22 protein-coding genes are annotated in these 24,210 nt (G+C 42.1%); 14 read left to right on the plus strand and 8 right to left on the minus strand.

The window, feature by feature from the left end; translation table 11 throughout:
* The first annotated feature begins 400 nt into the window (after positions 1-400).
* Complete coding sequence (locus tag HUZ36_RS10650) at positions 401-1,558, plus strand: exo-beta-N-acetylmuramidase NamZ family protein (RefSeq protein ID WP_147389819.1); 1,158 nt, start codon at positions 401-403, stop codon at positions 1,556-1,558.
* Positions 1,559-1,612: 54 nt separating this feature from the next.
* On the opposite strand, the gene HUZ36_RS10655 is transcribed toward HUZ36_RS10650, so the two are convergent.
* On the minus strand, positions 1,613-2,461 hold the full coding sequence (locus HUZ36_RS10655) for a MurR/RpiR family transcriptional regulator (protein ID WP_125254034.1): 849 nt from the start codon (positions 2,459-2,461) through the stop codon (positions 1,613-1,615).
* Between the two features lie 212 nt (positions 2,462-2,673).
* Here HUZ36_RS10655 and HUZ36_RS10660 point away from each other — a divergent pair, with 212 nt between their 5' ends.
* From HUZ36_RS10660 to HUZ36_RS10670, 3 genes are all read left to right on the plus strand, one after another.
* Positions 2,674-4,050 (plus strand): Na+/H+ antiporter NhaC family protein, encoded by a 1,377-nt coding sequence (locus HUZ36_RS10660; protein ID WP_176032824.1) that lies wholly within the window; start codon positions 2,674-2,676, stop codon positions 4,048-4,050.
* Between the two features lie 415 nt (positions 4,051-4,465).
* The gene (locus HUZ36_RS10665; protein WP_176032825.1) at positions 4,466-4,972 is read left to right on the plus strand and encodes a DUF3087 domain-containing protein; all 507 of its coding nucleotides are present in this window, start codon (positions 4,466-4,468) and stop codon (positions 4,970-4,972) included.
* A gap of 256 nt (positions 4,973-5,228) precedes the next feature.
* Positions 5,229-7,040: a DUF3413 domain-containing protein gene (locus HUZ36_RS10670; protein WP_368659796.1), complete on the plus strand. Its 1,812-nt coding sequence runs from the start codon at positions 5,229-5,231 to the stop codon at positions 7,038-7,040.
* A 111-nt stretch (positions 7,041-7,151) separates the two neighbouring features.
* Here HUZ36_RS10670 and HUZ36_RS10675 read toward each other — a convergent pair whose 3' ends face one another.
* The 3 genes from HUZ36_RS10675 to HUZ36_RS10685 are packed head-to-tail and all read right to left on the minus strand — an operon-like array spanning position 7,152 to position 10,373.
* Positions 7,152-8,738 carry a sensor domain-containing diguanylate cyclase gene (locus HUZ36_RS10675; protein ID WP_176032827.1) on the minus strand — a complete coding sequence of 529 codons (1,587 nt, stop codon included), beginning with the start codon at positions 8,736-8,738 and terminating at the stop codon, positions 7,152-7,154.
* Complete coding sequence (locus HUZ36_RS10680) at positions 8,731-9,153, minus strand: hypothetical protein (protein WP_125254029.1); 423 nt, start codon at positions 9,151-9,153, stop codon at positions 8,731-8,733. Before HUZ36_RS10680 ends, HUZ36_RS10675 begins: the two co-directional genes overlap by 8 nt.
* Positions 9,153-10,373 carry a hypothetical protein gene (locus HUZ36_RS10685; RefSeq protein WP_176032828.1) on the minus strand — a complete coding sequence of 407 codons (1,221 nt, stop codon included), beginning with the start codon at positions 10,371-10,373 and terminating at the stop codon, positions 9,153-9,155. The genes HUZ36_RS10680 and HUZ36_RS10685 overlap by 1 nt, the downstream gene beginning before the upstream one ends.
* Before the next feature lie 162 nt (positions 10,374-10,535).
* Between HUZ36_RS10685 and HUZ36_RS10690 the strand changes: the two genes are divergently transcribed.
* The 6 genes from HUZ36_RS10690 to csrA all read left to right on the plus strand — a co-directional run bounded on the left by HUZ36_RS10690 (position 10,536) and on the right by csrA (position 16,824).
* Positions 10,536-11,162 (plus strand): GTP cyclohydrolase II, encoded by a 627-nt coding sequence (locus HUZ36_RS10690; RefSeq protein ID WP_128732228.1) that lies wholly within the window; start codon positions 10,536-10,538, stop codon positions 11,160-11,162.
* Positions 11,163-11,423: 261 nt separating this feature from the next.
* Entirely contained in the window at positions 11,424-12,221 is a 798-nt protein-coding gene (locus HUZ36_RS10695; protein WP_125254026.1) for a BPSS1780 family membrane protein, read from the plus strand.
* Positions 12,221-12,709, plus strand: coding sequence for a regulatory protein RecX (locus HUZ36_RS10700; RefSeq protein WP_125254025.1), 489 nt, complete (start codon positions 12,221-12,223; stop codon positions 12,707-12,709). The genes HUZ36_RS10695 and HUZ36_RS10700 overlap by 1 nt, the downstream gene beginning before the upstream one ends.
* Before the next feature lie 4 nt (positions 12,710-12,713).
* Positions 12,714-15,317: an alanine--tRNA ligase gene (gene alaS, locus HUZ36_RS10705; protein ID WP_128732227.1), complete on the plus strand. Its 2,604-nt coding sequence runs from the start codon at positions 12,714-12,716 to the stop codon at positions 15,315-15,317.
* Positions 15,318-15,324: 7 nt separating this feature from the next.
* Positions 15,325-16,548 (plus strand): aspartate kinase, encoded by a 1,224-nt coding sequence (locus HUZ36_RS10710; protein WP_125254023.1) that lies wholly within the window; start codon positions 15,325-15,327, stop codon positions 16,546-16,548.
* 90 nt (positions 16,549-16,638) lie between these two features.
* A complete protein-coding gene (gene csrA, locus HUZ36_RS10715) occupies positions 16,639-16,824 on the plus strand; it encodes a carbon storage regulator CsrA (RefSeq protein WP_010375935.1) in 186 nt (61 codons plus the stop codon).
* A 261-nt stretch (positions 16,825-17,085) separates the two neighbouring features.
* Here the strand turns inward: csrA and HUZ36_RS10720 are convergent, their stop codons facing one another.
* Entirely contained in the window at positions 17,086-17,586 is a 501-nt protein-coding gene (locus HUZ36_RS10720; protein ID WP_128732226.1) for a YcxB family protein, read from the minus strand.
* 458 nt (positions 17,587-18,044) lie between these two features.
* Here HUZ36_RS10720 and HUZ36_RS10725 point away from each other — a divergent pair, with 458 nt between their 5' ends.
* Genes HUZ36_RS10725 through HUZ36_RS10735 form a run of 3 tightly spaced genes read left to right on the plus strand, consistent with a single transcriptional unit; the run spans position 18,045 to position 21,228 of the window.
* Positions 18,045-18,293, plus strand: a complete 249-nt coding sequence (locus HUZ36_RS10725) for an OadG family protein (protein WP_176032829.1) — start codon at positions 18,045-18,047, stop codon at positions 18,291-18,293.
* 12 nt (positions 18,294-18,305) lie between these two features.
* Positions 18,306-20,087: a sodium-extruding oxaloacetate decarboxylase subunit alpha gene (gene oadA, locus HUZ36_RS10730; protein WP_147389805.1), complete on the plus strand. Its 1,782-nt coding sequence runs from the start codon at positions 18,306-18,308 to the stop codon at positions 20,085-20,087.
* Between the two features lie 10 nt (positions 20,088-20,097).
* Complete coding sequence (locus HUZ36_RS10735; RefSeq protein ID WP_128732224.1) at positions 20,098-21,228, plus strand: sodium ion-translocating decarboxylase subunit beta; 1,131 nt, start codon at positions 20,098-20,100, stop codon at positions 21,226-21,228.
* A 410-nt stretch (positions 21,229-21,638) separates the two neighbouring features.
* On the opposite strand, the gene HUZ36_RS10740 is transcribed toward HUZ36_RS10735, so the two are convergent.
* Positions 21,639-22,568, minus strand: coding sequence for an alpha/beta fold hydrolase (locus HUZ36_RS10740; protein ID WP_176032830.1), 930 nt, complete (start codon positions 22,566-22,568; stop codon positions 21,639-21,641).
* A gap of 243 nt (positions 22,569-22,811) precedes the next feature.
* On the opposite strand from HUZ36_RS10740, the gene HUZ36_RS10745 reads away from it, so the two are divergent.
* Positions 22,812-22,994 carry an alternative ribosome-rescue factor A gene (locus tag HUZ36_RS10745; RefSeq protein WP_176032831.1) on the plus strand — a complete coding sequence of 61 codons (183 nt, stop codon included), beginning with the start codon at positions 22,812-22,814 and terminating at the stop codon, positions 22,992-22,994.
* Positions 22,995-23,156: 162 nt separating this feature from the next.
* On the opposite strand, the gene HUZ36_RS10750 is transcribed toward HUZ36_RS10745, so the two are convergent.
* Both HUZ36_RS10750 and HUZ36_RS10755 read right to left on the minus strand, forming a co-directional pair.
* On the minus strand, positions 23,157-23,315 hold the full coding sequence (locus HUZ36_RS10750; protein ID WP_167508253.1) for a hypothetical protein: 159 nt from the start codon (positions 23,313-23,315) through the stop codon (positions 23,157-23,159).
* 108 nt (positions 23,316-23,423) lie between these two features.
* Entirely contained in the window at positions 23,424-24,173 is a 750-nt protein-coding gene (locus HUZ36_RS10755) for a hypothetical protein (protein ID WP_176032832.1), read from the minus strand.
* Positions 24,174-24,210: the final 37 nt, after the last annotated feature.

The raw sequence follows: 24,210 nt of genomic DNA on the forward strand, positions 1-24,210 counted from the left end.
GCATAGCTCAGCTGGATAGAGTACCTGGCTACGAACCAGGCGGTCGGAGGTTCGAATCCTCCTGCGTCCGCCACTTTCCTCAAGTGGTAAAATAAAGAGATACACAAGCCGACTTAAGTCGGTTTTTTTGTGCCTGAATATACAGTGTAGGAGCAGGTTTACCCTGCGATCTTTAATTTCACCGTTACTCATCGCCAAATGGATGCTCAAGCGGTCGGAGGTTCACTCCCCACAAAGTACGTCCTGCGTCTGTCATTTCCCTCTAGTGGTAAAATAAAGAGATACACAAGCCGACGTAAGTCGGTTTTTTTGTACCTGGACATTTCGGAAACCTTTGAAAATGAATGCCTTTTCATTTATTGTTGAGTTGATAATATTGTCTAAATTCTCAGTGGCTTCTATGTTTCAGTCATTCATCACGTTGGTGATCTTAATTTTTGGTTTCTTATCATTCAGCCTCAATGCGCTTACCTTAGGTGCTGAGCGAGCTGAAGACTACTTATCTGCTTTGAAAGGCAAACGAGTGGGACTCATTGTAAATCAAACCTCCCGAGTCGCAGATCATCATCTTGTAGACTTTTTAATAAAACAAGGTGTTGATGTTAAGAAAGTATTTGCCCCAGAGCATGGCTTTCGTGGAAACCAAGATGCAGGCGCGCAAGTTGAAGACGAAAGAGATGTGAAAACCGGACTGCCAATCATCTCGCTTTATGGCAAGAATAAAAAGCCAAAAGCTGATCAGCTTAAGGACATCGATATTCTTATTTTTGATATTCAAGATGTCGGTGTACGATTTTATACTTATATCAGCACCATGCACCTCGCGATGGAAGCAGCATCAGATATTGGTATTGAGTTTTGGGTGTTTGATAGGCCAAACCCAAATCTGAACTATATAGATGGCCCAGTATTAGAAAAGCCGTTTCGGTCATTTGTGGGCATGCACCCGATCCCAGTACTACATGGTATGACGGTAGGGGAGCTTGCCTTGATGATTAATGGAGAAGGCTGGTTGGTAAGTAACAATAAATTGCGCCTTCGCGTGGTTTCTATGCTGCAATACAGTAGTGCAACCCAATACAAAACCCCAATACCGCCAAGTCCTAATTTACCTAATCAACGCGCTATTTATCTATATCCTTCGCTCTGCTTTTTTGAAGCGACCCCAGTTTCGGTAGGAAGAGGCACAGACTTTCCGTTTCAAGTATTTGGCCATTCAAACCCTAAACTAGGAAAGTTTAATTTTACCCCTAAGCCTGTCATCGGTGCGGCCTCTAACCCAAAACTAAATGGTGTGATTGCTTATGGTGAAGATTTAAGGGACAGTTCAGTGAGAGGATTTGATTTAACTTGGTTTATTGCTGCCTATCAGCAATTCAGCCATGAGGGAGTGGAGTTTTTTCAATCCCCGAGCTTTATGGACAAATTAGCAGGAACAGACAAAGTCCGCAAGGCCATGGAGGCAGGGTTGACTGCCTCAGAGATCCGCACACTGTGGCAGCAGGATGTTCAGCGTTTTATAAAGCTACGAGAACAGTACTTGTTGTACCCACGGTGAGCGACTTGGTTGAAAACGACTAAAACACGGCAGGTAGCCTGCCGTAAAACATCATTACTCGCTGCGCAATACCTGCATGTTTTCGTTTGCTTTATCAACGCGTTTTTGCCAGTGAAGGTTCGACTGTGCCAGCGATGTAAACAATACATCTATAAGATAAGCTTGTGAAGTACGTGATAACATACCTGAGTGCTTAAGCGGCTCTCCTTCGTTAATGCAGTACAGCGTGGCGTCCGCCATTTCGGCTAGTGCATGGTTGCCATATCTTGAAATAGCCAAACACTTACAATCATTGTCTAGTGCTTGATTCGTTAGCGTTAACAAGCTTTTACTTGTACCTGTATTACTAATAACTATCAGTAGATCATCTTTTCCCATTGTAGCGATAAAGCTAGAAGCACTGATCTCATCAACTTGTGCAATGGCTGGGATCCCTAGTTTTTGTAATTTCCATGTTAAATCTTGTGCCATCGTAAAGGTGCTGCCCAGCGCACAAACTATTACTTTTCTGGCGTTTTTTACCAGCTGAATTGCGCATTCAAACTGTTTAGCTGAATTTAATTTCCGAGTCTCTGAGATAACATTTTGCTGTTTTAGTTGTAATTTATCTGCAATTAACTCAATAGAATCGTTGCTGGAAATTAGCTCATCAATTGGCAAGCTTGTATCTGCTTGCTCGTTAAGTGCATCCACCACGGCTAATTTAAAAGCAGGAAACCCTTTGTAACCTAACTTTTGAGCAAATTTCACGACGCTAGATTGGCTAACACCAGCTTCACGCGCCAGCTCAACAGAAGAAAGCGCACGGATTTTATCGCCCGAGTTCAAGGTAAAGTCAGCGAGCTTAGCCTCACTATTTGATAGCGATGGACGAAGAGCTTTGATTTTGACAAATGTAGACATGCGATACTCAATCCGAACTAAATTAATCTGTCCATATTATAGGTTCAATTGTAACGTTACGATAGACCAAAAAGGAATATCATTGCACAAAACACACTCATTGTACCAGTTTTAGGGTTAAATGTTGACTTAAATTTAATTTATTCATAAAGACTTGGTGTTTTAAACCGCTTAACTTAAGCTAGGTGTTTTGAATTCGTAGACTAAACTATATGGCTTGGTACTCAATTTTACCACCTTTGATCGCGATAGTGGTCGTGTTTTGGCGTAAAGAAGTCATCATCGCACTGATATTAGCGCTAGTTTCATCTGAGCTTCTGTTGGCAATGAATGGCCAGCAGCCATTACTTTGGGCTACTTTTGTTGGTAGTGTTGAGCGTGTTATTGAAGTGTCGACTTCGGCAGGTAATAGTAGAATATTAATTTTCAGTATCGTGATTGGAGCACTGCTGGCTTATATTCGAGAGTCTGGTGGAGTTGCTGCCACGGTAAATATGCTACTAAACCGAGGGGTTGCAAAAAGTAAACGTCAAGTTGGGCTGTTGACAATGTTTACAGGTACCGCCGTATTTATAGAGTCAAATATGAGCGTACTAACGTCAGGCATTGTTGCTAGGGGACTATTTGACAGGTTCAGCATGAGCAGAGCACGTTTAGCTTACATTATTGATAGTACCAGCGCTCCTGTTTGTATTTTAATTTTATTAAATGGATGGGGAGCATATGTTCTCGGTTTGCTGAGTAATTATGAGTTGGCGCAATCTCCAGTCAGTATTTTATGGGGTAGCGTAATGTTTAACTTTTACGCGATTATCGCACTCTTAATTGTGTTTTACACAATTATCTTTGATAAAGTCCACGGCCCTATGAAAAAGGCTGAGCAGGAACTCCAGCATCAATCTGTTGAATTAGATAGTGGCCCTCAAGCCACCAAGTCTCGTTATATGTTAATACCATTATTGACGCTGATCATAAGTATGGCTGGGTTTATGTTTGTAACCGGAAATGGTGAGTTGGTAAATGGAAGTGGGTCTAAGTCTGTGCTCTACGCCACAATATTGGCCGTAACAGTCGCATACATACTGCTATTAGCCGGTAAAAGATTTAACCATCATCAATTAATGGATATCGGTTTTAAAGGAATGGGAGAATTGCTCCCACTTGTTAGCATAGTGCTCCTTTCTCTAACGCTGGGTGCAAGCCTGAAGGACTTAGGTACAGGGACTTTCGTTGCATCTTTGGTGGGTGACTATTTGCCTGTGTATTTAATCGTACCTGTGCTTTTTATCACAGGAGCGATAATGTCGTTTACTACAGGAACTTCTTGGGGCACTTTTGCAATACTTATACCGATAGGTGTGCCCTTGATCCAAACGTTAGGATTGCCACCATCCTTAGTGATAGGCGCTATTTTGAGTGGAGGTATATTTGGAGATCACTGCTCACCAATTTCTGATACTAGTGCAGTTTCTGCACTCGCCTCGGGCTGTGATTTACTCACTCATGTTAAAACTCAGCTCCCTTATGCGCTAGTAGGAGGAGGGGCTGCAATTGTTTGCTTTATGATTGCAAGCTTCGTTATGATCTAGTTATAGGCTCCAGCTATATGACTTTGTTTTGATACCAGCCTCATTTTAGTTAGCGTGAGTGACATCTGGGGGGCAAGCCGGTATCCGGCTATGTCCCATGCTTTCTATGTCGATGATTTGTCCCTCTGCGGATGTAGGTACCTTGGCGATAGCAGGACGAGGTAGCGAGGTTATCGACAAGATTTTCTCGCCTCAAAGTAGACCACTTAATTAAGCAAATTGGTATCATTTGTGCTGTCATGGTGCTGTTCCCTAAAATAAATCATTAAAGGAAAAACGATCAACAATGACCAAGAGGATGGAAATTTCTTATTTCGTTGATATGAATCTTGGTATGATGTGATGCCTTGGTTTAGAATGCGCGGGTTGAAAAGGCACGTAGCGTCTTGAGTTAAACTTAGGGGAGTGGTGAGTTATGACATTAATAGAGATAGATAAAACCCGTTATCGAAAGCACTTAAATCAGGTTATTGTGGCATGTGTTATTGCATTGACTGCGATTAGTTTAGGCGTAGCGCAGCTACTTATCTATTTGTTTCCAGATGCTGATGGTAGCCACTTCCATTGGAACTTATCAGGTGTCGTCGTGGCCTGTTTGATAATTGCTGGTGTCTTAAAAAAATACAAATCCCATTCGTTTATGACCGAAGTGAGTTATGTATGGGATTTGAAGCAGGCACTCAATAAAATTACACGAAAGATGTCTAAACTAAAGCAAGCCGCAGCAAACGGAGAGGTGGAAGCAATGACTGCGATTCAATACAGTTATGCAGGCTCAAGGCAGCTTTGGCAACTTGACGATAACACCATAACGATGGATGACTTAGCACTATGGCAAAGTGAACTTGATGCACTTGCTAGCAAGTACCAAGTTGAAATTCGAGCAGAAAATTATCATGAGTCTATTTTAGATAAATATTAAGGTGTGTTGATCTTTGTTTTTTGAGTATTTTATTGGTTGCGGCACTCGACTTGCCGCCTAGCAACCTATGCAACAATGAGCAAAACGCGCTAAAGTGAATCCAAACTGCTGCAAAAACAAACCTGAAAGATAAACAAATCCTAGGCAAACCTTTGATAAGTAAGGTTTGCAATTTTTCACATTTTTTAATGTGACACTAATATGTCAAAAGAATAATATACCGCTCGTTTTTTCTATTAGTGGGACGAGTAGGGTAGTGTCGTTACGTCATAGACTGCATCAATTTGGTTGGTTAGTGTTAATTAACTCGCTTTTTTCTATCTTACTAGCAGCAAATGTTGTTAATTCTAATCCGAATAGCTACCAGGGCCTGACTCTCTTCTACGCTACAGTGTCGACATGGGGGCATATGGCATTGCTCACAGGCGCTATTAGTTTGGTGCTATTGCCATTGGTTTGGGTTAAGTCAGAAGGTTGCAGGGCGCTCGGTTTTTCAGCTTTTTATGCTTTTTTCTTTGCGTTACTAATAGCCAACAGTCTGTGTTTCGAGCTATACAAATTTCATATCAATGGTGTCATTATTGATATGTTGTTAGCAGGGCAGGTGATTGAGTTATCTGTGCATGCTTGGATACAAGCCAGTGTTATTTTTGCCCTCTTATTTGTGTGTCAATACATACTTGTTAAGTGGAGCAGTAGACCAAAACGGCTAATGAGTATGCGGCTGGGGCGAAAATATGTTGTAGCCACCTGCGCCGCCGTGTTAGCAAGCAACACAATTCACGTTTGGGCAAGTGCGAACGTATACCAACCAATTACTGGATTCAGCAAGTACTTACCGCTTTTTAAGCCAGCCACCGCGAATACACTTTTGCGGCAATATGAGTTAATAGATGAAGCAGCGCTTGCACAACAAAAAAGCATGTCTTTGGTAAAAGGGCAGTTTAATTATCCGCTTCATCGGCTTGAGGCAGACTCTGTTACTGCACCTAATATTGTCGTTATTGTACTTGACTCTTGGCGCTACGATGCTTTTACAAAAAGTGCCACTCCTAATATCTGGGCGTTTGCCAAACATGGCCTGACCTTTGAGCAGCACTTCTCGACCGGTAACTCAACTAGAACTGGGATCACTGGCTTATTTTACAGTTTAACAGGAACCTATTGGCAAGATATTTACAACAATCGTGCCGCTCCGCTATGGATGGATAGAATGCGCGAATTAAACTATCAATTTGGTATTTTTTCTTCAGCGCAGCTGATCCGCCCTGAGTTTAACGAAACCGTTTTTTCTAATATAAATGGATTGCAAACCCATACTGAGGGTGATGATGTATTGGCTAGGGATAGGCAAATAACCAAAAACTGGCTGTCGTGGTATGACAACAAAGCGCCAGCGCAACCCTCATTTAGCTTTCTCTTTTACGATGCAATTCATGGGTATGCTGTGCCTGATGGCTACCAAGCTGGATTTCAGCCAATGCATGGTCCGATCAACCATATGTTGCTACACAATAACTACGAAAGACAGCCAGTTTATAATCGCTATTTAACAAGTACTCACTTTGTGGACAGTTTAGTTGCGTCAGTATTAGCGAAGATTAATAGAGAAAATACGTTGGTAATTATTACCTCAGATCATGGTGAGGAATTAAATGACAACAAGCTGAACTATTGGGGCCATAATAGTAACTTTTCAACTCCTCAAGTGAAGGTCCCGTTTATTGTAGTAGGGCCAAAAGTAGAAAAATGGCGTCATTGGAAAACATCCCGTGCTACAACCAGCCACCTAGATGTAGCACCTACTATTATGAAAACGTATTTGGGGGTAAAAAATGAGGTACAGGACTTTGCACTTGGCATGAGTCTTACAGAGCCCGCCCAAGAAAGGGAATGGTTGTTATTGAGTAGTTACAACAAATACGCCATTGTCAACAGGCAGCAGATTATAGAAGTATCAACATTGGGGACTTACGAGGTACTTGATCATAGTAACAGGCCAACTGAGCAAGCTCCAAACTACAAGCATGTACAGCATGCCTTGGAGCAAAGTCGACACTTCCAATAAGAACTGAACTATCTGATACCAATTCAATGGAATTTCCTTTCTAAAAGCCAAGTATGATGGGAGCTTTAATCAATTAGTATCTGTCTACCGGCTACCTTGATGCTCCCGTGCTTAGGTTAGATTAGTATTATTCTCATCATCTATTGAATAAACTGCAAACGCATTTTTTTTACCTCGTTTTACGGCATACATGGCTTTATCTGCATACTCAATAAGTTGCCCCAGCTCTTTGGCATCTTTTGGGTAACTCGCAACACCAATACTAGCGCCAACACTAAGATGTATATTTTTAGTCTCGTTAGTTTGCCACAGCATTTCGGTGTTGATAGCTGCTAATAAATTTGCCGCAATTTGGTGTAATTTTTCTTTTTCGACACAGTGTAGGGCAATTAAAAACTCATCACCTCCCCAGCGGCAAACAATGTCTTTGTCTCTAACGCGCTTCGTTATTTGCTTGGCTATATGTCTTAACATTTTATCCCCAGCATTATGGCCATAAATATCATTTACCGGTTTAAACTCATCTAAATCTACGATAAATAGGCTAAAGGGTAAGGCGTCATTGAGCCATTCATTAAGCTTGATTTCAGCGCCGTGCCGGTTATACAGCCCGGTAAGCTTGTCGCGGTTCGCTTTTATATTCAGCTCTTGGAAAACAGTCTTTCTCATTGTGATGTCAGAGAGGAAAATTTGCAGATAAAGTTGTCCGTTGCTTTCTAAACGCAGCATAATGATGCTGAGCCAAACGGGTTGCTCTGTGAGCGGATTGATAAATTCAAACTCAGATTGTGTGGGCTGGTTAAGGGCGAGTGTGTGTTCAGTAAAGGTGTATAGTATATCTGGAGTTTGGCAATAACGGCCGAAGCTCTCAGGAAAAAACTCTTCTAAGTCAATTCCCATTCCGGCAAGCAGATCACAAGCAGCGTCATTGGCCAAGAGCACCTCTCCTTTGTCTTTCACTAATAATGTCGGCGAGGAAGAACGCTCAAACATCAGTCGAAAGCGTTTTTCCAGTGCTTCTATGTCAGCCCTGAGGCGACGTTCTTGTTCGAACATCGCGGCGGTTTTCGCGATAAGCTGATTAGTATTGTTAGCAATATCACCTATTTCGCTAGAGTCATGGCCATTTGGTATTTGCAGCTTGAGTGGCGCACCAGGAATGACCTGGGCAATCTGTTTGTTCAAAATGCTCAGGGGCTTGGTGACTAGAAAGTGTGTCAGGATAGTAAAAATGACCAGAATAGGAATAATGACGATCATTAACGTCTTGACGCTGGACCGAGCGATGTCTCTGGCGTTTTGTTCAATAAATACGGAATTTGGCTGGATATAGATTTCACCAACAATTTCATTAAATAGAAATGGATGGTTGAGCTTGATGATAGTCGCGTTGTTGGTCTTAAAGCCCACGCTTTGTGCCAACCATTTTTCCTCACTTTTCATTGCTGCAGAGGAAATAACATCGTTACTGATCAAGCCATTTATTACCTCTACTGCCAAATCCTTATCATTGAGATAAGTTGCAATAGATGAAGAAGCCGAAACCGTTTGACCGATTTGGCCGATAATAGTACTTGAACGCGCTAATTCACGCTCGAAAATGTGATCGTGATATAGCTTGGCATATAAAAGCGAAAATACGCATGTTGATATGACCAGCACCAGTGCTAGTCGGACAATCAATCCATATCTAGTCATTGATCTGATAAATTACCTTAACATCATCAGTCACAAGCTCCATCGGTATATAACCTATGGCATTAGGTGTTTTTACGATATTTTTTAGTATAGCCGAAGGAGATGAAAAGTACTGAGGAGGAGATACCTTACCGCTAAACTTGATCCTTGACCAATACGCATTGATTTGACTTTCATTTCGTCCTGTAAGCGCAAAAAAGAATGGCTCTCTCATGGGGTGAGATTTATCATAATCATAGGTAACCGCCATTTCCCCATTAGGAAACGCTACATATTTTCCCATGTACATATCAATAAGTTGCCGCTGTGAAACGGTATCTATCGGGTTACTTTTATTGACGATAACGGCAATATCAGCATGAGCAAATAAAGGGCTTACACTAACAAGTAAAAGTAAAAACCTCAGCTCTTTCATCAAAACACCCAATTAAAGCTTAAGGTGAAGGTGTTAAACGAAAGGTCAGGTTCCTCAAACTGATCCGCTCGATGTAAATAAAATGCGCTGGGTAATCGGTGGGTTGTGGTGTGTTGCCAGTTAAGTTTTAAAGCCAGTGTTGCTGAGAGCTCGCGCCGCCAAGTTAAAGAGGTTGTGCTTTGATCAAGTTGGTAAAATCCAGAGTGCATTGACGCTGCTTGATACAACTCTACTAACTCAGGTAACGGTACTGTGGGTCCTGGCTCTACTTCTGTATTATCGGATTTGGCAATGGAATAACTTACTGAGAGCGTATTCAAATCAAATCGCTTACCTATCGTAATATAACCTGCCTTGAGATGATTAAGGACACTTGAATTTGAGTCGGTGAGAGAGGCTTCAGTTTGTACTAGCCAATTTGAATCATCATATCGCATGCTTAATGCGTTATAAGTAAAATCTTTATCTTGTATAAAAAGAGAGTCGATCAATTGTGATTTAGTAGGCCAAAATGAGAGTGGCACTTTGGCTAGGGCGTCACGTAATTGGCCTTGTTGTTCGTGTTCATTAGCCGACTTTGTTGTGGTGTAATTAGCTCTAAATAGCCAGTTTAGTGTTTCATATTGTGCCACTACGCCTAAGATAGACTTGAGCTCCACATTCCAAAAAAAGCCATTGTCACTGTAAAGCGGTGACTCAGATCTTCCCCAATATGCTTTTATGCTTGCTACACCATGGCTCAGTGGCGCGCGGTACTGAAGATCAATACCATCCAAGTTCTGGTGAGGAATGATGGCGTAAAACTCAACTGGCGGATGCTCCAAGTCCATAGAGTAACCAATATCTCGATACTCGGTCATTAAAAACAAATCGAGCCCGGTACGTCCAGCACGAAACTGCCAATTTGAGCTTGCACTGTAGCGTAAAAAAGCCAATTTCAGAGTATTGTTAATTTTATCATGGCGTTGGTCTTTGATTAGCAGTTGTCCGACTAGATCAAATGAGCTGTTTATTTTCCATTCGGCTTGTAAGCCAATTGAAGAGAATGAAAAGTCAAGTTCGTCTGTCGTTACTCCGCTTGGTTGTGAGATTGTTTCTCTAATTTTAGCCGTGCGAGAGTCTGTTTTTACCGCTTTAAGCGTCGCAAAACCGCTAAAGTCGACATTTGCACTATGGCTTAATGGTGTGAAAGCCAACAAGCATACGAATACTGAACGCATAAAATTTGTGTGAGAGTTTATCTTCCTTACCTTTCAGACTAGTTTGATTTTTACCATTTACCAATGCGATGTTACCTTTAGCCTTGTATAATGCCAGTAAAGACACCATATCTCTTTTATGGTAGCATATTGTTATATTATCACATTAGGCAAGATTAAGACGTGGCAGAAGTAAGAGCGAGAGTCGAGCTGAACGTAGGGCAGCACAGTAATATCCCTGCGGAAATAGTTTCTTTTTCAGGGCTACATGATGGCCAAGAACATGTTGCATTAGTATTTAATAATGCTGACAGCAATCAGTCTGTGCCCCTTATTCGTATGCACTCTGAGTGCTTGACTGGTGATGTCTTCCATTCTTCACGTTGCGATTGCGGTGAACAGCTGAATGAGTGCATTGAAATGATGCACAAACAAGGAGGCGTGTTACTGTATTTACGTCAAGAAGGCCGCGGTATTGGCTTATACAACAAAATTGATGCGTACGTTTTGCAATCTCAAGGCATGAATACCTATGAAGCCAATAATCATCTTGGTTTTGAAGATGACTTAAGGGATTTCTCAGATGCGGTACTGATGTTACAAGCACTTGGGCTAAACCACGTTAAGTTAATGACAAATAACCCAAAAAAGCTAAAAGCACTGAGAAGCGCTGGTATTACAGTCGATGAGGTCGTTGGAACACAAGCCCATGTTAAAGTTGGAGTATCCGGCAATGAGCAATACTTAAAAACTAAAATACAACACGGTGCTCATATGTTAGATATCAAGAAAATTTCAAAAGCGGACTAAGGGCTTTTTGCCCTTATTCTCTGAACAATGACTGGTATTGATGTGGTGGCGGCCTTACTCGGCTTACCACTTTAAGGTCAAAGTGACTATCTGCGCTCTCCACTTGGTTAAATCCAAACTTAATTTCGTATAAATTTGAAAGATGGGTGCGAAGCAGCCTAGGGATTACGAAAAAGCCCAGACAAATCCTGTTTACATGACTTTTCACCAGACCCTCTAATCAGTATAATCAAGGACGTTATAGCTTAAATTAAGTGGACTATGTCGACTCCTATTCGAACATTCAAAGCAAATATGGGCATCCAATGGGTAAAAGCGGGTTGGGAAATTTTTAAAACTCAACCTTTGACTTTTATGTTGATGTATATCTTCATGGCAGTTGTCAGCTTATTGCCGCTGTTTGCGCCAGTTTTTCATCTTATCGCTGCCTTATCCGGGCCTTTTTTAAGCGCAGGCTTTTATCTTGCTGTTATCAACAAACAAACGAATAAAGCAGCAAAGCTTGCTGATATTTTTGACCCATTTGCAGCAAAGGGTCGACGTCTGAATTTATTTCGTGTTGGTATTTACCAGATGGCGGGGGCGCTGCTGCTAACTATGGTTGCTGGCGTGTTATTTAGTGATGTGGCAACGGCCATAGAAAGTGCAGGGCCAAATACCTCACCGGAGCAATTGATCCAGTTGGTAGCGAGTAACATGAACTTTCTAGAAGTGGCTCTATTTGTGATCGCACAGTCCACAGTAATGATGGCATTTGCTTTTGTTGTGCCACAAGTTTTCTTCCAAGGCGAAAAGCGCATTTTCCATGCAATGAAATGCTCATTAGCAGCCTTCTATCACAACATGGGGGCGTTGACGGTTTTTGGATTGGTTATCGCCGCATTAATCGTTGCGTCTATTCCACTTTCAATGATCCCAGCGATTATTATTATGCCCGTGGCCATGATAGGCTTTTTTGTGTCATTTCAGGCTATGTTTATGCCTACAATTATTGATAAAAATGAACTTGAGGCACATAAAAGTAACGGTCAATCTGATGCGGGTCGTTTCGACGCGTAATGGACGAGTTAGAAGTAAAAAAACTAAAAAACTACGCAGTTTGGTTGTTATCTCGACAAGAGTATTCACAAACTGGGTTGACGCAAAAGTTGCTGCAAAAAGGGGCGACGGCAGAAGTTGCTCAACAACTGGTGTCGTGGCTTGTGTCACTAGACTATGTTAATGACCATCGCTTTGCAGAGAGCTTTTTGAATCGACAAATAGCCAAAGGACTTGGAGCAAAGCGTATCTTACTAGATGCCGGGCAAAAAGGAGTTAGCCGCGATACATTGCATGCGTTGTTCGCTGAACGCGAAATTGACTGGTACATGCAAGCTGCAAAAACCTATCAAAAAAAGTATGGTGTTTGCGAGCAACCGTTAGAATATAAAGAAAAAACAAAGCGCGTACGGTATATGAGCTATCGTGGCTTTAGTTTTGATGAAATAGATTTTGCAATTGAAGCTGCAATGAACGCAGCAGAGCAAGAAGCAATAAAGGGTGAATGATCACATGCAGCATATGACTACCGCACAAATTAGGCAAAGCTTCTTAGATTTCTTTGCTAAACAACAGCACCAAGTGGTGCCTTCAAGCTCGTTGATTCCGGGCAACGATGCCACACTACTTTTCACTAACGCCGGTATGGTGCAGTTTAAAGATGCCTTTTTAGGTGCTGAAAAACGAGCATATACACGAGCAACAAGCTCTCAACGTTGTGTTCGTGCTGGTGGTAAACATAATGACCTTGAAAACGTGGGTTACACCGCAAGACACCATACTTTCTTCGAAATGCTAGGTAACTTTAGCTTTGGTGACTATTTTAAAACGGATGCCATTAAGTTCGCATGGGGATTTTTGACGGACGTCATTAAGCTGCCGAAAGAAAAACTACTGGTAACGGTTTACCACGAAGATGACGAAGCATTTGACATATGGTCAAAGCAAGTTGGAGTGCCTGAAGAGCGCATTATCCGCATAGCGACATCTGATAACTTCTGGTCAATGGGCGACACAGGTCCTTGTGGCCCATGTTCGGAAATTTTCTATGATCATGGTGAGCACATTTGGGGGGGACCTCCTGGCTCGCCTGAAGAAGATGGTGACCGCTTTATTGAGATCTGGAACTTAGTATTTATGCAATATAACCGTCATGCCGATGGTTCAATGGAGCCGCTGCCAATGCAGTCGGTTGATACCGGCATGGGTTTAGAGCGTATTTCAGCGATCATGCAAGGTGTACATTCAAACTACGAAATCGATTTATTTCAAGCGCTCATCCAAGCAGCAGCAAAAGTTACGGATGCTCAGGACTTAGAAGATAAATCACTACGAGTTGTTGCTGACCATATTCGCTCTTGCGCATTCCTTATTGCAGATGGCGTCATGCCCTCTAACGAAGGCCGTGGTTATGTGCTTCGTCGTATTATTCGTCGTGCGGTTCGCCATGGTAACAAGTTAGGCGCGAAGGGCGCATTCTTCTACAAATTAGTCGCTGCGCTGGCTGAGCAAATGGGTGAAGCTTATCCGGAGCTAGTTAAACAACAAGCTATCATCGAAAAAGTACTGCGTATAGAAGAAGATCAGTTTGGTAAAACTCTGGATCGTGGTCTTGCCATTTTAGAAGAAAATCTTGAAGGCATTGAAGGCGATGTGATCCCTGGTGACTTGGTGTTTAAGCTTTATGACACCTACGGCTTTCCCGCAGATTTGACCGCAGATGTGGCACGTGAACGCTTTATGACAATCGATGAGCGTGGTTTCCAAGCATGTATGGAAGAGCAGCGTAAAAAAGCACAAGCAGCTGGTAAATTTGGCGCTGACTACAATGAGCGTCTCAAGTCAGAAAAACACACTGATTTTAAAGGCTATGATGCTGAGCACTATACTGGAACTGTGATTGAAATTTTCAAAGAAGGTCAGCACACGAATACGCTAGAAGATGGCGAGCACGGTGTCGTTGTGCTTGATCGTACGCCTTTCTATGCTGAGTCGGGTGGCCAAGTAGGTGATACTGGTGTACTTAAAGTGGCGAATGGTGAATTTGTCGTAACAGATACCCAGAAATTAGGTAATGCTTTTGCACATCATGGTCATATTGTTGGCCGTATTGGTATCAACGACAAGGCGGATGCACGTATTGACGCTGAGCGTCGTGAGCGAGTGAAGAAAAACCATACCGCAACACACTTGGTACATAAAGCACTACGCGACTTACTAGGCGACCATGTTACTCAAAAGGGCTCGTTGGTACTACCTGATCGTTTGCGCTTTGACTTTTCGCATTTTGAAGGTGTGACAAAAGCACAGCTACAACAAGTTGAAGACGCCGTGAATGCCGAGATCCGTAGTAACTTTGCTCTGCAAACGGAGCTGATGGATATTGATGCTGCAAAAGACAAAGGGGCGATGGCGCTCTTTGGTGAAAAGTACGACGATGAAGTTCGAGTCGTATCAATTGGTGAATACTCAATTGAACTTTGCGGTGGTACACACGTGAAGCGTGCAGGTGATATTGGCCTCTTCAAGATAGTTTCAGAAGGTGGTATTGCAGCTGGCGTTCGTCGTATTGAAGCGGTAACTGGTGCTGATGCTATTGCTTATGTGAATGAACAAGAGCAAGTGTTATCAGAAATTGCGGCGTTAGTTAAAGGTGATACCTCATCGGTATTGGAAAAAGTAACGGCACTGCTTGAAAAGTCAAAAGGCCTTGAAAAGCAAGTCGCACAGTTAAATGACAAACTTGCAAGTGCTGCGGGTGCAACACTACTAGACTCGGTAACTCAAGTGAATGGTATTAAGTTACTGGTAGCTAATGTTGCAGGCACTGAGTCTAAGGCCTTACGTGGTATGGTTGACGATCTGAAAAACAAGATTGGCTCGGGTGTAATTGCACTGGGTGTTGCGAACGGTGAAAAAGTAAGCCTGATTGCAGGTGTAACGAAAGATCTTGTCGGTCAGGTTAAAGCTGGCGAACTGGTTAATCATATGGCTTCTCAGGTTGGTGGTAAAGGAGGCGGTCGTCCTGATATGGCGCAAGCTGGAGGCTCACAACCAGAAAACCTTGACACAGCACTCAATAGTGTTTCTGATTGGTTAAATGAAGTAACGCAGTAATCAGCAAGTGGCGCTGATTGTACAAAAGTTTGGCGGCACCTCGGTAGGTTCTATAGAGCGTATCGAGGCAGTCGCTGATCTCGTGGTTAAAACACAACAACAAGGCCACCAAGTGGTGGTCGTATTGTCTGCAATGTCGGGTGAGACAAATCGCCTAATTTCTCTTGCACAACAAATCGATGCACGTCCAAGCGCCCGTGAACTAGATGTGTTGATCACGACGGGTGAACAAGTCTCAATTTCTCTATTGGCAATGGCTATTATTAAGCGAGGCCACTCAGCGGTTAGCTTACTGGCGGATCAAGTTGGTATCAAAACTGACAATATGTTTTCTAAAGCGCGAATTACCCAGATAGATACAACGCGCTTAAGGCAAGAGCTAGAGCATAATCGGATTGCTATTATTGCTGGGTTTCAAGGCCGTGACGAGGAAGGTAATATCACCACGCTTGGGCGAGGCGGTACAGACACCTCAGCAGTTGAAATTGCAGGTGCTTTGCAGGCTGATGAATGTCAGATTTATACCGACGTTGATGGTGTTTATACGACCGACCCACGCATTGAGCCACATGCAAAGCGGCTATCACATATCACTTTTTCTGAAATGCTGGAGTTAGCGTCCGTTGGCGCAAAAGTATTGCAGATCCGCTCTGTTGAAGCGGCTGGTAGATACAATGTACCGCTGCGAGTACTGTCATCATTTTCCCCTGATAATGGCACTTTAATTAGCTATGAGGAAGCAAAGATGAAAAATACTAAGATTGTGTCTGGGATAGCAAGTGTCAAAGATGAAGTATTGATCTTAGTTAAAAATATCGACGTAAAAGTAAGCAACTTGGCTAATATTCTCACGCTTTTAGGTGAATATAATATCGAAGTTGACATGATTAACCATTTGAACCACAGTGATAAAAAAATAGACTATGCTTTTACTGTGCAGGTTAATGATGCTGTGTTGGCACAAGAAGTTTTACTTCCACATCTACAAAATTTTGGTGGTGCAACAATGGAGGTTAATGCTAACGTGGCAAAAGTGTCGGCGGTTGGGATCGGGATGAAATCTCACTCTGGTGTCGCCGGTCTATTTTTTATGGCATTGGCCGAGGAAAGCATTCACACTCTACTTGTATCTACCTCTGAGATAAAGATCTCAGCACTTGTAGAGGAGAAGTATCTCGAACTGGCAGTGAGAGCATTACATGCCAAGTTCGAATTGGAAAGTACTGAGTAAACTAAGTTTTTGCTTACTTTTCTGGGAAGTTTTATTTAAAATGGATTTGATGCGGAATCTTTTAAATTTTGGAATAACAGGAGCAAGAGAATGCTAATACTAACTCGTCGAGTAGGTGAAACCCTGATGATTGGTGATGAAGTGACTGTAACAGTACTAGGTGTTAAAGGTAACCAAGTACGTATTGGTGTAAACGCGCCTAAAGATGTTTCAGTACACCGTGAAGAAATCTATATGCGTATTCAGGCTGAGAAATCTAGCCCAGGCAATATGTGATCAAGGTATTGAATTAGTATGTGAGTTAAGGTGACTTGATACCTAGTTTGTCTTAATACTTGCTCAATTTGAAGATATAAACCTGACGTTAACATCGTAAAAATTTTATTTAGAACAACTGAATAGCAAATTTTTATGCCGATAGAGCTAAAGCCTCTTGAGATTATCGACAAGGTTTTTTGCTTTGAATATTGTTCACTTTATTAAGCAAGTTAGTTTAACTTGCATAAGTAAACCCCACGAATGTGGGGTTTATCATTTCTATATGTTCTTTGTCACTTTCTGTGACAAAAATTCGATGGCTTCTGCACTTAACCCTGACTTACTAATATAACTTGGCTTGTTACTTTGAAAGACCAAAAAACCTCGCTCTGTTTCAATTAACTTTTCAATAGCATTAAAAGCATAACAAAACTCAGCATGACTGGCTTTAGTGATGATCTGGTTATCGGTAATTGATACTGTAACCACATTGCCAGCGGCTCGTGAAAGTGCCTGCCTAGTTACCCACCAAGCTTTACGATAATAAAAGGCTAAGCATTCGACTACGGCTAGCAAAATAAGAAAGTTGCCAAGGTAGTGCTCTTGTAATCCATAAATAGCGAAAAAACCGAGCGCGACAAGCAGTATTAATAGACCATATTTAGGTTTTATCGCCAGTCCATTTGCTTCAGATTCTTCAAAGCACTCTTTGTAATAGGCCTTATCTAACTTAAATTGACTTTGGAAAGATAAATTTTCATTTTCTTTAGGCGATGACATACGTAATTACTTTAGTGAAAATTTACCTTAATTATACCTTTATACAGGTTCAAAGCGGTAATGCTAGGTTAGAGTAATTAAAACAAATTTATTACACAGACCGGAAAATAAGCGCTACAGCTTAACGTTTACGTAAACTTACCTTTTTGGTCAGTCCAATTGACAAATATAATTAAGATAACCAAATTTTCATTAAATGAGACCTAGATCTTGACTATTACCTGCTACTATTTTGAATATTTTTCATATTTATTGTGCATATCACCAATATTTTAGGTGGTTTTTATAGCTAACTATATGATTGGAATAAGTTTAATATTTTTGGTATTACCAATTTACAATAAGCTTTACAGCGAAACATTTTTTGTTATAAGGTGAATAAATATCGATAAAAAGTGAAGGTTTGTATCAGTTCGTTAACGCGAAGAATAAAACCGGATAGCAAGTAAGGGGTAAAAATGGATATTGGCGCACAGTTATTGCAAGCAGGAAACTTAATGTTAACTGGTATGGTTGGTGTGTTTTTGTTTCTGTCTATTTTGATTTTTGCGATGCGGCTTTTAGCAAACTTCGCCGCTCAGCTCAAAGAGGTTGAGTCTAGCACTTCACGGCAAAAAATAGCCAAAACAGCTTCTTCACAAGGGGTGCCGCAGGCACATATTGCAGCGATTAGTGCAGCTGTTGCAACCTACAGAAAAAATAATTAATAGGGGTCTTGCATGTCACAGTTAAAGCTTACTGAACTTGTGTTGCGCGATGCGCACCAATCATTATTAGCAACCAGAATGCGATTAGAAGATATGCTTCCGATTGCTGAACAGCTCGACAATATGGGGTATTGGTCGGTTGAATCTTGGGGAGGTGCAACCTTTGACTCATGTATTCGCTATTTGGGAGAAGATCCTTGGGAACGGATCCGTGCATTGAAAGCTGCGATGCCTAAAACCAAACAGCAAATGTTGTTACGTGGCCAAAACCTTTTAGGCTACCGGCATTACGCCGATGATGTGGTTGAAAAGTTTGTCGAGCGTGCTCACCATAACGGCGTTGATGTCTTTAGAATATTTGATGCAATGAATGATGTGCGTAACCTAGAAACTGCTATCAAAGCAGCGATAAAGGTGGGGGCGCATGCGCAAGGAACGATTTCGTATACTGTGAGCCCAGTCCATACGTTGGAGATGTGGTTAACTCAAGCTAAGCAACTTGAAGACCTTGGCTGTCATTCAATCTGTATTAAAGATATGGCGGGATTATTAAAGCCTTATGACGCTGAGAAACTGATTTCAGGGCTAAAGCAGACAGTATCAATACCGATTGCAATGCAGTGTCATGCTACGACTGGGTTGAGTACTGCGACCTATCAAAAAGCCATTGATGCAGGCATTGACATGCTCGACACAGCTATTTCATCTATGAGCATGACCTATGGTCACAGTGCAACAGAAACCATTGCTGCAATTGTTGAAGGTACTGAGCGTGATACCGGTTTAGATTTACTCGCATTAGAGGAAATAGCGGCTTATTTTCGTGAAGTGAGAAAGAAATACGCAGCATTTGAGGGCAGTTTAAAAGGTGTGGATGGTCGTATTCTCTCGGCTCAAGTACCGGGTGGTATGCTTACCAATATGGAAAACCAGTTAAGAGAGCAAGGAGCTGGAGATAAACTTGATGCTGTTTTAAAAGAGATCCCAAGTGTAAGAAAAGAACTTGGCTACTTGCCGTTAGTTACACCAACTTCGCAGATTGTAGGGACACAAGCAGTATTGAATGTACTTACAGGTGAGCGGTACAAGTCGATAACCAAAGAGACCGCAGGTGTACTAAAAGGTGAATATGGTGCGACTCCCGCTGATGTTGACCACGCCTTACAGCAGCGTGTACTGGAAGGTAAGGAGCCTATCACGTGCCGCCCAGCTGATTTAATTGAGCCAGAACTTGATAGCCTACAAAGTGAATTGATAGCGACCGCGAAAAGCGAACAGGTTACGTTGGCCGAAGACGTTATTGATGATGTACTGACTTACGCTTTATTTCCTCAAATTGGCCTTAAATTCTTAAAAAACCGCAACAACCCTGATGCTTTTGAACCAAAGCCCACGCAACTTGAGAGCAAAGAGCAAAAAACAACAGCAACCCCTGCAACAGGTAAAGCATCAACTCCAGAGCGTTATAGCGTAAAAGTTGATGGCAAAGTGTATGACGTTGTTGTGGCACCTGGTGGCGAGTTGCAAGAGGTACAAGTAAAAGACAGTGAACTCATCCCACAGTCAACTTCAGTAAGTTCAAGTGAAACTCTTAATGCGCCGCTTGCTGGTAACATTTTTAAGTTAATGGTACGCGCCGGAGATGAAGTACAAGAGGGCGATGTTGTGCTTGTGATGGAGGCGATGAAAATGGAAACAGAGGTTCGTGCTACCCACAGCGGCCGAGTCGCAGAGTTATTGGTGTCCGAAGGTGACTCAGTCAGTGCTGGTGACGCTATGATGTCTTTAGCGTAAGGGAGCAAAAATGGAAGGGTTGATTAATTTGTGGCAAGCAACAGGGCTTGCGAATTTTACCTGGCCTGCATTGTGTATGATGGCCGTGGGTTGTGGGCTATTGTACCTAGCAATTGCAAAAGGTTTTGAGCCGCTGCTTTTGGTGCCAATTGGTTTTGGGGCTATTTTGACCAACATTCCCGTTGCAGGGCTTGGAGATCCCGGCGGCTTGTTATATTACGTCTATTACATTGGCATAGATAGCGGTGTATTCCCTTTATTAATTTTTATGGGGGTTGGCGCGATGACAGACTTTAGCGCATTGATTGCAAACCCAAAAATGCTGTTATTAGGAGCAGCGGCTCAGTTTGGGATCTTCGCAACCTTATTCGGCGCTATTTTACTTAATTTTATCCCAGGGTTTGAATTTACTCTACAAGATGCCTCTGCAATCGCGATTATCGGTGGTGCTGACGGCCCAACTGCGATATTTCTGGCATCAAAATTAGCCCCTGAACTATTGGGCGCAATAGCCGTTGCTGCATATTCGTATATGGCGTTGGTGCCGATTATTCAGCCACCGATCATGAAAGCGCTCACCACAAAAGAAGAGCGTCAGATAGCAATGCCGCAATTACGTCACGTATCGAAAACAGAAAAGATATTATTTCCACTCGCTGTACTTGGCTTGACGATATTGTTTTTACCTGCCGCAACACCACTAGTTGGTATGTTTTGCTTAGGTAACTTGATGAAAGAGTGTGGTGTGGTAGACCGCCTTAGTAAAACGGCACAAAACGAGCTTATTAATATTACAACCATTTTCCTCGGTCTGGCTGTTGGCTCAAAATTAGCAGCAGATCAGTTTTTAACGATAGAAACATTGGGAATTCTGGCGTTAGGGGCTGTTGCCTTTGGTATTGGCACAGGAACCGGGGTATTAATGGCAAAAACCATGAACCGCTTTAGCAATACTCCGATTAACCCTCTGGTAGGTGCGGCAGGAGTATCCGCAGTGCCGATGGCAGCGCGAGTGGTTAACAAGGTCGGTCTTGAGAGTAATCCACATAACTTTTTATTGATGCACGCGATGGGGCCAAATGTTGCTGGCGTATTAGGCAGTGCGGTCGCTGCTGGTATTTTGCTTGCACTAGTTGGATAATTTTAGCTTCTCCAACCATTAACGTGGCAATGATTTAATTGCCACGTATTTTTGATCCAAAATATGCAGAAGCTGAAAGAGTATGAAGTTTATTCCATTTCGAAACTTACAATGTCCGGGTTTAGAAACTGCAGTGTGGTATTGTCGATTGCTATTTTTAACCGGTGTTGGTTTGATTGTGTTTGGCATAATAAAAGAGGGGCTTGCCCTTTATCACTGGTGTGTTGAATTGGCCACTTACTCCAAGTTAATCATAGCTAGTATTTATAATTTTGACCTCTTGTCCCGTGCGAATTTTCATTAAATGGTAGTCGGTGTGGTGAAAGTATATTTTGCATGTGGACTCGCAATTAAGCTAAAAAGTATGTCTCATGAAAAGTCGTAATAATTTGATATACCCACACGAGACCTTAGATCACTTTATGTAAACTCTTTTTATACCGTTTTTGTTCCGCCTTGAAAGCGTGCTTTGCTATCCATTTTGCTATTTTTTGCATTAAAACTGGTGGAAAATCATGCCCCATGCCATTGACTAATTTGAGTTTTGATTTTCGGATACGCGTTGCAGTTTGTAACCCTGCAGTGATAGGGAAAATGGGATCATCCGTACCGTGGATGACAAGTGTTGGCGCTTTGATTTGTGATAAAGCATGTTGGCGACAACGGCCTGCTATTACTGCTGTGAGTTGGCGTTTAAACCCTTCAGGGCTATGGGCGCGCTCAATATTTTGCTTTGCGAGTTGGTGAAGTGTCATTTCATCTTGTGGGTAGGCGGGGCTTCCAATCAGTTTGTTGAGCTTGATATTATACTGTACAGCTGATTGTCGGCAGTTTGGTTTAGGCCTTGCCTTGGCGAGCTGTAACATCACTTTGAGGTTAGAAAAAGTAAACTGAGGATACGCCGAAGTTGACATAATAGACGTTAAGCTCACTACCTTTTTTCTGTGTTTGGCCGCAACTATTTGCGCAATCATTCCCCCCATGGACGCACCAACTAGATGTGCGCGCTTTATCTTTAAACTTTTCATGAGTCCTATTACATCTGACGCCATATCGTCTAAGGTGTAGGGAATATGAGCGTGGATCGGAAGTTTTTTACTGAGTATTGTTCTGATCACGTTAGGTGAGCCTAGGCTATCTAAATGGCTTGATAAACCGCAGTCTCTGTTATCAAATCGGATCACGCGAAACCCTTTGTTTACAAGTCCAAAGTACAACTCATCTGGCCATACAGTCATTTGTGCACCAAGACCCATGATAAGAATGATGACAGGTGCGCATCGCTCTCCTTCGTCTTGGTAATGTAATTCAACCCCGGTTGCTATCTTAATATTGGTCATTATCACAAATAGATTGGGTGGCCTTTTGCACTAAAGTTAAGTATAGGCATGACAACTGCGGTTATACCATTTTTACTTAACCTAGCTGCTATACTTTTCTATCAGCAGCTAAAAATATTTGTTGTCAAAGCATTGCGCTTTAACTGCGTTAGGTTATTATCCGTGCAGTGTCTACCGTGCTTATTTAGACCACAGTAGGCTTATTAATTTCGTTTCTATTTATACATTTATTCGGAGTGGATAATGACTAAAAAAAGTAAGGTTCAACATGCTCATCAGCGTGGTGAAATTAAAGATAATGCACTAAAAGCGTTGGTAACCAGCCCCTTGTTCAGAGCAAAAACCGAGAAGAGCAAAAAGGGAAAAGGCAGCTATCAACGCAGCGCAAAACACAAAGGCCAAGAGCCTTACCTTAAGGCAGCCTGAGCTTTAAGATAAGGTTTTTTGCCGATACATTTGTATGTCATGTGTGATTAAATTGTTGATATTGGGTGTTGGTCATATACCGCCCGGCACTACCTCAAATTGCCACCTTTTGTCTCCCATGACTAAACGATAGAATGTTGAATAGTATAGTTGTTACCGCTGTTATGCTTTTGCTTCTACAGGTTGTGTGTCGTCAAATAGACGCAGGGCAGCAAACTCATCGTCAACTACTACGTGCTCGTAGCTGAACCAATATCTTGTAGTGACAAACAAGCCACTAAGCACAAGCCAAAATTGTCCCGTATTAGTAGTGCAATCCATAAAATAGGCTGTTATCGCCATAATCAAGTGTAAAGCACGTATTGAAGGCTTGGAATGTGAAGCTTGCGGCGCAGGGTGTCCCCCGCGCCATCACGTTAGTTTATGAAGTTAAAGTTCTACGTTTTGCCATTTTAAAAGTAGCTTTAAGGTCGACCCACCTATACTCCCTGCTTCTGATAGCCCATAATGGATCATAGCCGCGTTTTGGTATGATAATGATATACCTAAGAGATAGTCTTTGACACCGTCTTGACACTCTGTTTCTTCATCACCATCATAATCTGAGCATTGTAAGTATAAGCCATCAATTAACGGCACAAAATAAGAGTCAAAGTGATCAGATAAGTCAACTAAGTATGACTCGATTAGCGGTTTCGAAGCATGTTCCACTGCTGCTAACGTACTAGCTTGATCCCAACAACGCTGCCACACTCTCGGGTAATCAACTTCTTTGTTTTCTAATAAAGTAATAAACTCATCATAGCTGCCATTGATGTCGAGCATTACTTGTGTGTCGTCATAACTCGTGCAATTTTGAGGGTTATTGATCGTATCAAAAATGGTGACTTTTAACTTTGAATTGTAACTAGTTCGGGCAGGATTATATGATGAGGATAATCTTTTCCAGAGCGGCAAAAGTGTGCCTAAACGTACCGGATAAAAATCATGATCAATTGCTACTCCTTTCTCATCAAGCCAATGAACAATATCTAACGCTTCTCGATAGCGGCCAGACTCATATAAGTAATTAGCTTCATCTAGCTTTGCTTGTAGTTGCGGGTTGATGTCGTTGGCGTGTGCAAAACCGCTAAGCGCGCTGGTGATAATAAAAGCGCCGGTGGTTAACAGTTTTTTCATTTTGCTCTACTCCTTAGTAAAAAATGAATGGGTAGTT

The organism is Pseudoalteromonas sp. McH1-7, assembly GCF_013366255.1.
Lineage (GTDB): Bacteria > Pseudomonadota > Gammaproteobacteria > Enterobacterales > Alteromonadaceae > Pseudoalteromonas > Pseudoalteromonas peptidolytica.

Bases quoted from the DNA above. Each gene is read 5' to 3' on its own strand.
- HUZ36_RS10685 (WP_176032828.1), bottom strand. From the start codon at position 10,373: ATGCGTTCAGTATTCGTATGCTTGTTGGCTTTCACACCATTAAGCCAT.
- HUZ36_RS10695 (WP_125254026.1), top strand. From the start codon at position 11,424: ATGTCGACTCCTATTCGAACATTCAAAGCAAATATGGGCATCCAATGG.
- HUZ36_RS10755 (WP_176032832.1), bottom strand. From the start codon at position 24,173: ATGAAAAAACTGTTAACCACCGGCGCTTTTATTATCACCAGCGCGCTT.
- HUZ36_RS10665 (WP_176032825.1), top strand. From the start codon at position 4,466: ATGACATTAATAGAGATAGATAAAACCCGTTATCGAAAGCACTTAAAT.
- csrA (WP_010375935.1), top strand. From the start codon at position 16,639: ATGCTAATACTAACTCGTCGAGTAGGTGAAACCCTGATGATTGGTGAT.
- HUZ36_RS10750 (WP_167508253.1), bottom strand. From the start codon at position 23,315: ATGGATTGCACTACTAATACGGGACAATTTTGGCTTGTGCTTAGTGGC.
- HUZ36_RS10725 (WP_176032829.1), top strand. From the start codon at position 18,045: ATGGATATTGGCGCACAGTTATTGCAAGCAGGAAACTTAATGTTAACT.
- HUZ36_RS10745 (WP_176032831.1), top strand. From the start codon at position 22,812: ATGACTAAAAAAAGTAAGGTTCAACATGCTCATCAGCGTGGTGAAATT.
- HUZ36_RS10700 (WP_125254025.1), top strand. From the start codon at position 12,221: ATGGACGAGTTAGAAGTAAAAAAACTAAAAAACTACGCAGTTTGGTTG.
- oadA (WP_147389805.1), top strand. From the start codon at position 18,306: ATGTCACAGTTAAAGCTTACTGAACTTGTGTTGCGCGATGCGCACCAA.
- HUZ36_RS10740 (WP_176032830.1), bottom strand. From the start codon at position 22,568: ATGACCAATATTAAGATAGCAACCGGGGTTGAATTACATTACCAAGAC.
- HUZ36_RS10655 (WP_125254034.1), bottom strand. From the start codon at position 2,461: ATGTCTACATTTGTCAAAATCAAAGCTCTTCGTCCATCGCTATCAAAT.
- HUZ36_RS10660 (WP_176032824.1), top strand. From the start codon at position 2,674: ATGGCTTGGTACTCAATTTTACCACCTTTGATCGCGATAGTGGTCGTG.
- HUZ36_RS10735 (WP_128732224.1), top strand. From the start codon at position 20,098: ATGGAAGGGTTGATTAATTTGTGGCAAGCAACAGGGCTTGCGAATTTT.
- HUZ36_RS10680 (WP_125254029.1), bottom strand. From the start codon at position 9,153: ATGAAAGAGCTGAGGTTTTTACTTTTACTTGTTAGTGTAAGCCCTTTA.
- alaS (WP_128732227.1), top strand. From the start codon at position 12,714: ATGCAGCATATGACTACCGCACAAATTAGGCAAAGCTTCTTAGATTTC.
- HUZ36_RS10650 (WP_147389819.1), top strand. From the start codon at position 401: ATGTTTCAGTCATTCATCACGTTGGTGATCTTAATTTTTGGTTTCTTA.
- HUZ36_RS10675 (WP_176032827.1), bottom strand. From the start codon at position 8,738: ATGACTAGATATGGATTGATTGTCCGACTAGCACTGGTGCTGGTCATA.
- HUZ36_RS10720 (WP_128732226.1), bottom strand. From the start codon at position 17,586: ATGTCATCGCCTAAAGAAAATGAAAATTTATCTTTCCAAAGTCAATTT.